Below are 7567 nucleotides of genomic sequence, written 5' to 3'. Positions count from 1 at the left end.
TGCACGCTGCGCGTGCCGCGCTCCCTGACCTTGATCAGGGCCTGTTCTCTGAATTCAATTGTGTGTAAATTTCTGCTCATAGATGGCGCTCCTATGCGGGCCTTCCGCAATCATGATGGGGCGACAACTAGTCTGACACGGAGTGTCGGAGACAAAGTTTTCGTTGGAGATGCCCTGGAATAATAAGGTCCTCTAATTTGCAAGCACTACACCAGCCCATATCGGACCTCCGCCTGGCTATTCTTCCCCCTCAGTGTCATGGCAAATTGGGTAACTGCCATTGCAGCACAAGGGTCGTTCATGCTGGAGACCGTCCCCGCTGCAGTGAGTCGGCACTTGCTGGGCGATGCTCGCTGGCAGGTGCTCAGCATCACGACTGACCGCAGCAGCGAGTTCACCACGCTAAGCGCGGTGGCCGAGCCTGAGCGTCTGTGTGTGTGCGATGCGCAGCGGCCCAACCAGCGCGGCACCAATGAGAACACGATCGGACGGATGCGCCAGTTCATCCCGGAAGGCGAGGCACTGAGTTTGCTAACACCCCGCTCGATGGCGCGCATTGGGCGTCTGCTCAACAACAGGGCGCGCGCCTGACTGGGCTTCAAAACTCCGGCTTAGGTACCCTCGGGGATACGCAACCAATGTCGCGATTCGAAGTAGAAATCAAGTTCTTGCTTGCAAACTCCCCGGCACACCTGGCGCGCGCGTGGCGGCGCGGGCTCAATGGTGATGCCCGTGCTCACCATGCACATGCCGATGCGCAATTTCCTCTTCACTGGCTTTGCGCACGTCGGTCACGGTCAGGCTGAAGCGCAGCGCCTTGCCAGCCAAGGGGTGGTTGCCGTCGAGGATGACCGTGTCGCCCTTGATCTTCATGACCGTGAACGCAATGGACTTGCCGTCCTCGCTGCGGCCTTCCAGCTGGCCGCCGACCTTTACGCCTGGCGGGAACTGTTTTTTGGAAATGGTCTGCACGAGGTTTTCGTCGCGCAACCCAAAAGCGTCCTGCGGCTGCAGCTCCAGCGTGCTCTGGTAGCCCGGTTCCTGTCCGTCGAGAGCTTCCTCGATTTTGGGGAGCGTGTTGCCGTAACCCCCATGCAGATAAACCATGGGTTCCTTGCTCTCTTCGAGAACTTTTCCCTGGATTTCGACAACCTTGAAGCGCAGGGTGACGGCGGTGTCTTTTTCGATTTTCATGAGTCAGCTTGAATGAAAGGTGGGGTTGGCAAAACCCTATTTTCGCGCAAAGACCGGGCGCTGGGGCAAGGGCCTTGCCCACGCGCTCACGGCAGCAATTTTTGCGCTTCTGACGCCAGGGCCGCAGAAATGGAATCGAGCACCGCCGACTCCAGGTTCCAGCAATGCCAGAACAGCTGCACGGGCAAGTTATGGTCAGGTGCTACGTTGACCAGATGGCCCGCATCAATCAGGTCGCGGACCAGCAGCTCCGGCAGAACGCTGACCCCCCATCCTGCCGATGCGGCGCGCAACTGGCCCTCGGAACTGGGCACAAACAACTGACTCAGGGCGACACGTTTGAGGCCGACCGCTTTGGCCACAAACTCGCTTTGCATGTCGTCCTTGCGGTTGAAGGCGATGTAGGTGAGTTCGCGGAAGTTGGAAGCGTGCAGCCCGCCGGGAAGATGACTTTTTGCATAGACCGGGTCGGCAACGGCCACATAGTTCATGGCGCCCAGCCGCGCCACCTTGCAGCCGCGCAGGGCCTGTTTCAGGGTGGTGACGCAACCCAGCACATGCCCCTGTCGCAGCCAGTCATGGGTGAAATCCTGGTCGTCCACAATGATCTCGATGGGCAGGCCCTGTTTGACAAGACCGCTCAGCGCATCCAGCGCCCAGCTCGCAATGCTGTCCGCATTGACGGCAATCGAAATGCGTTCTTCTTCCCGGACCCCGCCCGACAGGCCGGGCGCCAGCTCCTTGAGATCACGCTCCAGATCGGCGCGTATCAGGCGAAGCTGGCGGGTGTGTTTGAGCAGCAGCTTGCCGGCCGAGGTGGCTTTGAGCGGCCGGCTGCGAACGATCAGGATGGCGCCGACCTCGCCTTCCAGCACCCGCAGGCGTTGCGAGATGGCCGACTGCGTGACATTCAGCCGCTGGGCAGCACGCTCGAAACCGCCTTCTTCAACGATAGCGGCCAGGCATTCGAGAGCAAGAGGGTCATACATGGGCACATTAGCCTTTCTAATGATTTGTCAAAGAGTTTAACGAGGCTGTTAATTCGCGGCGGCCTCCCTCAAACTTGCACTCATGAAAATCATTGTCATGGGCGCCGGCATCATTGGCGTGAGCACAGCCTGGCACCTGGCCCAAAGCGGTCACGATGTCACGGTGGTCGAACGCCAGAGCGGCGCCGCCATGGAGACCAGCTTTGCCAATGCAGCGCAAATATCTGTCAGCTACTGTGAACCCTGGGCCAACCCGGAGGCGCCGGCCAAGTTGCTCAAGTGGATGTTTCGCAATGACGCGCCGCTGCTGTTTCGGCCCCAGCTGGACTGGCGCCAGTGGCGCTGGGGCCTGCAGTTTTTAAGCCAGTGCACGGACGCGGCTTTCCGGCGCAATGTCGAGCAGATCGTGGCGCTGGGCGCCTACAGCCACGAGGCGCTCAAGGACATCGTGCAAAACACGGGCATCGTCTACAACCGTCTGGAGCGCGGCATCGCGCATTACTACACCGACCAGCAATCGCTCGATTCGGCGGCAGAGGCAGCCAAGCTGATGCAGGGCTTTGGCGTCAACCGCCGGGTCATCAGCCCCGGTGAACTGTTTGACATTGAGCCGGCCTACCGCTCGTTTTCCGACCACATCGTGGGCGCTACCTACACCTCCAGCGACGAAAGCGGCGACGCCAAAGTGTTTACGCAGGAACTGGCGCGGCGATGCGAAGCGGCCGGCGTGCAGTTTGTCTACGAGCACGACATCATCCGGCTGGAGAGGGCGGGCAATACTGTTGGTTCAGTCCAGCTCCGCAAGCGCAGCACGGGTGAGCTGCTGTCATGGCAAGCCGACGCCTTTGTGGTGGCCTGCGGCTCCTGGTCGGCCCCTTTGTTGCGCACGGCAGGTGTAGACCTGTCCATTTATCCCGGCAAGGGCTATAGCGCCACCTTCAAGCTGCTCAAGCCAGAACGGGCACCGTGGGTGAGCACCATCGACGATGAAGTCAAATGCGCGATCAGCCGGCTGGGCGACACCTTGCGTGTTGCCGGCACCATAGAGGTAGCGGGCTACAACCTGTCGCTGGACACCCCTTTGGCCCAGGCCCGGTGCCAGATGCTGGCCGACCGCATTGAGCAGGTGCTGCCGGGCGTGTGCGACACCCGCAATGAGGCGCAGGGCGGGCAGCCCAACTTCTGGGCGGGCCTGCGTCCCGCCACGCCGACCAACATTCCCTGTATTGGCAAGACCAGGGTCGGCAAGCTCTGGGTAAACGCCGGCCATGGCACGCTGGGCTGGACCCACGGCGCCGGCTCGGGCAAGGCCATCGCCGAGCTGATCGACGGTCAGCGGCCGGAACTGAGGTTTGGTTTCCTCGGGGTTTGATCCATCCTTTCCTGGGGCCATGCGGGTGAGGCATGCCAGCCGGGCGCACCGACAGGCAAAATCAGCACATCAAACGCGCCCGTCCTGTAATGAAACCTGCCCACTCTCACCTGTCTCCTGTCATGGCCTGCCTGGCGCTGGCCGCGGCTGTCCCGACCAGCGCCCAGACACTGGCGCCCGTGACCGTCACCGCCACCCGCTCCGAACTCTCGCCTTTTGACGTTCCGGCGTCCGTCGATGTGCTCGATGGCAAGCGTGTCCGCAGCGATGGCCGGGCGCAGGTCAATCTTTCAGAAAGTCTGTCGCTGCTGCCGGGGCTGCTGGTGCGTGACAGGCAGAACCAGGCGCAGGACATGCAGCTGTCGGTGCGCGGGTTTGGCGCGCGCTCGACCTTCGGCGTGCGCGGCGTGCGCCTCTACGTGGACGGCATCCCGGCGACCATGCCCGATGGCCAAGGCCAGCTCTCGCACATTGATTTATCTTCGGTCGGGAGGCTGGAGATGCTGCGCGGCCCGTTTTCTGTGCTTTATGGCAATTCCTCGGGCGGCGTCATGCAGGTGCTCACCGAAGAGGGGCAGGGGCCCCCGGTGGTGGGCGGTAGTGTGGCCACCGGCTCTGACGGCCTGAGGCGCGCCAACCTCAAGGCCAGTGGCTCGGCCGGGTCCCTGGGCTATGTGCTGAGCGCGGGGCGCTTGAGCACCAACGGCTTTCGCGCGCACAGTGCGGCCGAGCGTGAGGGTGCCAATGCGCGGCTCGACTGGGCGCTGGGCGACGACAGCAAATTGATGCTGGTGGCCAACACCTTGTCGCTGCAGGCGCAGGACCCGCTGGGCCTGAGCCGCGCGCAGTTTGATACGTCACCGCGCAGCGCCGACCCTGCAGCCACCACCTTCAACACGCGCAAGACGGTCAGCCAACGGCAGATCGGCGCGGTGTACGAGCGGAAAATCGATGCCGACAACCAGCTGCGCCTCATGCTTTACGGCGGTGAGCGCGCCACCACGCAATTCCAGTCCATTCCCGTTTTTGTTCAGAACAGCAGCGCCAATCAACCCGGCGGCGTGATCGGCCTGGACCGCAATTACGGCGGTCTGGACCTGCGCTGGATCATGCGCACAGCGCTGGCAGCCCAACCGCTGGAAATCGTCAGCGGCCTGGCCTATGACGTGATGAGCGAGCAGCGGCGTGGCTGGCAGAACTTTCAGGGCGGCACACTGGGCGTGCAGGGTGCGCTGCGCCGCGACGAAAACAACCGGGTTTCCAGCCTGGACCCCTATGTGCAGGCGGCCTGGAAGCCGGATGCGCGCTGGACCGTGAATGCCGGCGTGCGCCACAGCAGCGTCAGCTTCGATTCGGCCGACAACTACATCACAGGCACCAACGGCAATGACAGCGGCAGCGTGCGTTACAGCGCCACCCTGCCGGCCGCCGGCGTGACTTACGCTCCGGACGCACAGTGGCGCATCTATGCCGCGGCGGGGCGCGGCTTTGAAACGCCGACCTTCAACGAACTGGCTTACAGGCCCGGGGGAACCGGGCTCAATTTTGCGCTGCGGCCGTCGCGCAGCGACAACCTGGAGGCCGGCGTGAAATGGCGCACGGCAACCGGCGCTGCCATGCCTGCGCAATGGACGGCGGCGGTGTTTACCACCGCCACGCAGGACGAGATCGTCACGCAAAGCAATGTGGGCGGGCGCAGCACCTTTCGCAATGCCGGGGAGACGCGGCGGCGCGGGCTGGAACTGGCTGGCAGCGTCGAGCCGGTACGCCACTGGCTCGCCCAGCTGTCGTACGCGCTGCTCGATGCGTCTTACCGGGATGCCCTCGCCTGTGTGGGCTCGGCCACGCTGTGCCCTGCGCCGCAGGTGCCGGCCAGCAAGCGCATCCCCGGCACCGCGCACAACGCGCTGGCGATGGAGGTGGGTTGGCGCCCGCTCACTGGCTGGCGCGCCGGTGTGGATGCGCGTTACCTGGACAGCGTCGCGGTCAACGACTTCAACACCGATGCGGCCGCTTCTTTCGTGACACTGGGCGCGCATGTCGGGTATGTTCTGGCGGTGTACCGCTGGGACATCGCCGCGACGGCGCGGGTGGACAACCTGACAGACCGCAAGTACGCCGGCTCGGTGATCGTCAACGAGGGCAACGGCCGTTACTTTGAACCCGCCGCCGGACGCAACTACGTGCTGACGCTGTCGGCAAGTTACCGTTTCTAGGGGCCTGCGCGCGCGGGGCACAATAAGCGCCTTTCGCCAGCTTTATTTACCCCATGCACACCACTGCCCTCGTCCTGTTTTCGGGCGGCCAGGACTCCACCACCTGCCTGGCCCAGGCGCTGTCAAAGTACGACCTCGTTGAAACCGTGGGGTTTGATTACGGTCAGCGCCACAGCGTCGAGCTGCAGGCGCGGCTGGTGGTGCTGCGCGAGATCAAGTCACAGTTTCCGCAATCGGCTCACAAGCTGGGCGACGACCATCTGCTGGATCTGGCCGTGCTTGGGCAGGTCAGTGAAACATCGCTGACCCGCGACATGGCGTTCAAGATGGAAAGCTCTGGCCTGCCCAACACTTTTGTGCCGGGCCGCAACCTGCTTTTTCTCACTCTGGCGGCAGCACTGGCGTACCGCCGGGGCCTGCAGGTGCTGGTCACCGGCGTCTGCGAGACCGATTTTTCAGGTTACCCCGATTGCCGCGACGACACCATGAAAGCCATGCAACTCGCGTTGTCGCTGGGCATGGACAAGCGTTTTTTGATCGAGACGCCGCTGATGTGGATCGACAAGGCCGCCACCTGGGCGCTCGCCGAGGCGCTGGGCGGCCGCGCGCTGGTGGACTTGATCATCGAGCACACCCACACCTGCTACCTCGGTGATCGCGAGCACCGCCATGCCTGGGGGTATGGCTGCGGCCAGTGCCCGGCCTGCGCGCTGCGTGCGCGGGGTTACGCGGCTTACACCGCGGCCCAGCCCGCGGCTTGATCAGGCGCGGGTGTCCTTGAGGTCGTAAAGGGCGGGTGAGCCCTCGGGCAGCTTGCTCAGCTCCCACTGCCTGTCGTGAAAGGCCGCTACGGCTGGCCGGTGAGCGATGGACACCAGTGCGCCGCCAGCCAGCCTCACCTGTGCCAACAGTCGTTCGTACAGGGTTTTTTCGGCGGCCTCGTCGAGCGCGCTGGTGGCTTCGTCGGCAAACAGCCAAGCCGGCTTTTTCAGCAGGACCCGCGCAATCGCCAGGCGCTGCTGCTCGCCGCCCGACAGCTTCTGGCTCCAGGCGTCTTCGTCATTCAGCCGGTCTGTCAGTTTGGGCAGCAGCGCGTCTTCCAGCGCCTGCTTGAGTTGCTCGTCGCTGTAGCTGCTGGCCGGTTGCGGGTAGGCCAGCGCGTCGCGCAGGCTGCCGTTGGGAAAATAAGGGCGCTGCGGGATGAACATGGTGTTGGCCGGCAGTGTGGTGCGGCCGCAGCTGAAAGGCCAGATGCCCGCAAAAGAACGGAACAGCGTGGACTTGCCACTGCCTGACGGCCCCTTGATCAGCACCCTGTCGCCGGCTTCGGCATGTAATGACACACCGGCCAGCAAGACCGCGCCGCCCGGCAGCGCCACGGTCAGGCCCTGGGCGTCGAGTGCTCCGGTGGGGCTGTCAGTTGCTACTGTATTGATAGCTGCCTGCGACCGCTGTGCGTGGGCTAGAGCCCTGAAACTGTCTTCAAAACCGGTCAGGCGGTCGGTGGTGGCGCGCCAGGCCGCCAGGCTGCTGTAGTTGTCGACAAACCAGCTCAGAGAATCCTGTACCCGGCCAAAAGCCGACGCGATCTGCATCAGTTGACCGAGCTGGATGGCGCCGCTGAAAAAACGCGGTGCCGCGACGATAAAAGGAAACACCACGGCCGCCTGGCCGAAGAAGTTGGTGAACCAGATCAGGTTTTTCTGCTTTTTGATCAGCGTCAGGTAGTTGGCCAGCACGGTGGAAAAGCGGCTGTCCAGCTGCACGCGTTCGACCGCCTCGCCCTTGTCCAGCGC

General features: G+C 63.4%; 7 protein-coding genes. 4 read left to right on the top strand and 3 right to left on the bottom strand.

Features of this window, described 5'->3' with window-relative positions:
• Window positions 1-300: 300 nt before the first annotated feature.
• On the top strand, window positions 301-591 hold the full coding sequence (locus tag ACESMT_RS19240; protein ID WP_372828202.1) for a hypothetical protein: 291 nt from the start codon (window positions 301-303) through the stop codon (window positions 589-591).
• Window positions 592-717: 126 nt separating this feature from the next.
• Here ACESMT_RS19240 and ACESMT_RS19235 read toward each other — a convergent pair whose 3' ends face one another.
• Both ACESMT_RS19235 and ACESMT_RS19230 read right to left on the bottom strand, forming a co-directional pair.
• The gene (locus ACESMT_RS19235) at window positions 718-1194 is read right to left on the bottom strand and encodes a peptidylprolyl isomerase (protein WP_372828201.1); all 477 of its coding nucleotides are present in this window, start codon (window positions 1192-1194) and stop codon (window positions 718-720) included.
• 86 nt (window positions 1195-1280) lie between these two features.
• Window positions 1281-2183 (bottom strand): LysR family transcriptional regulator ArgP, encoded by a 903-nt coding sequence (locus tag ACESMT_RS19230; protein WP_372828200.1) that lies wholly within the window; start codon window positions 2181-2183, stop codon window positions 1281-1283.
• Between the two features lie 82 nt (window positions 2184-2265).
• Here ACESMT_RS19230 and ACESMT_RS19225 point away from each other — a divergent pair, with 82 nt between their 5' ends.
• The 3 genes from ACESMT_RS19225 to queC all read left to right on the top strand — a co-directional run bounded on the left by ACESMT_RS19225 (window position 2266) and on the right by queC (window position 6532).
• Complete coding sequence (locus ACESMT_RS19225; RefSeq protein WP_372828199.1) at window positions 2266-3555, top strand: D-amino acid dehydrogenase; 1290 nt, start codon at window positions 2266-2268, stop codon at window positions 3553-3555.
• An 89-nt stretch (window positions 3556-3644) separates the two neighbouring features.
• Window positions 3645-5771, top strand: coding sequence for a TonB-dependent receptor family protein (locus ACESMT_RS19220; RefSeq protein WP_372828198.1), 2127 nt, complete (start codon window positions 3645-3647; stop codon window positions 5769-5771).
• A gap of 53 nt (window positions 5772-5824) precedes the next feature.
• On the top strand, window positions 5825-6532 hold the full coding sequence (gene queC, locus ACESMT_RS19215) for a 7-cyano-7-deazaguanine synthase QueC (protein ID WP_372828197.1): 708 nt from the start codon (window positions 5825-5827) through the stop codon (window positions 6530-6532).
• Here the strand turns inward: queC and ACESMT_RS19210 are convergent.
• The coding region (locus tag ACESMT_RS19210; RefSeq protein ID WP_372828196.1) for an ABC transporter ATP-binding protein/permease at window positions 6533-7567 on the bottom strand (1035 nt) is incomplete at its 5' end.

This window comes from Polaromonas sp. (genome assembly GCF_041689105.1).
Lineage (GTDB): Bacteria > Pseudomonadota > Gammaproteobacteria > Burkholderiales > Burkholderiaceae_C > Polaromonas.
This window is presented reverse-complemented; position numbering and strand designations above follow the sequence as displayed.

Excerpts from the sequence above, each read along its gene's own strand:
- ACESMT_RS19240 (WP_372828202.1), top strand. The coding sequence starts at position 301 with ATGCTGGAGACCGTCCCCGCTGCAGTGAGTCGGCACTTGCTGGGCGAT.
- ACESMT_RS19235 (WP_372828201.1), bottom strand. The coding sequence starts at position 1,194 with ATGAAAATCGAAAAAGACACCGCCGTCACCCTGCGCTTCAAGGTTGTC.
- ACESMT_RS19230 (WP_372828200.1), bottom strand. The coding sequence starts at position 2,183 with ATGTATGACCCTCTTGCTCTCGAATGCCTGGCCGCTATCGTTGAAGAA.
- ACESMT_RS19225 (WP_372828199.1), top strand. The coding sequence starts at position 2,266 with ATGAAAATCATTGTCATGGGCGCCGGCATCATTGGCGTGAGCACAGCC.
- ACESMT_RS19220 (WP_372828198.1), top strand. The coding sequence starts at position 3,645 with ATGAAACCTGCCCACTCTCACCTGTCTCCTGTCATGGCCTGCCTGGCG.
- queC (WP_372828197.1), top strand. The coding sequence starts at position 5,825 with ATGCACACCACTGCCCTCGTCCTGTTTTCGGGCGGCCAGGACTCCACC.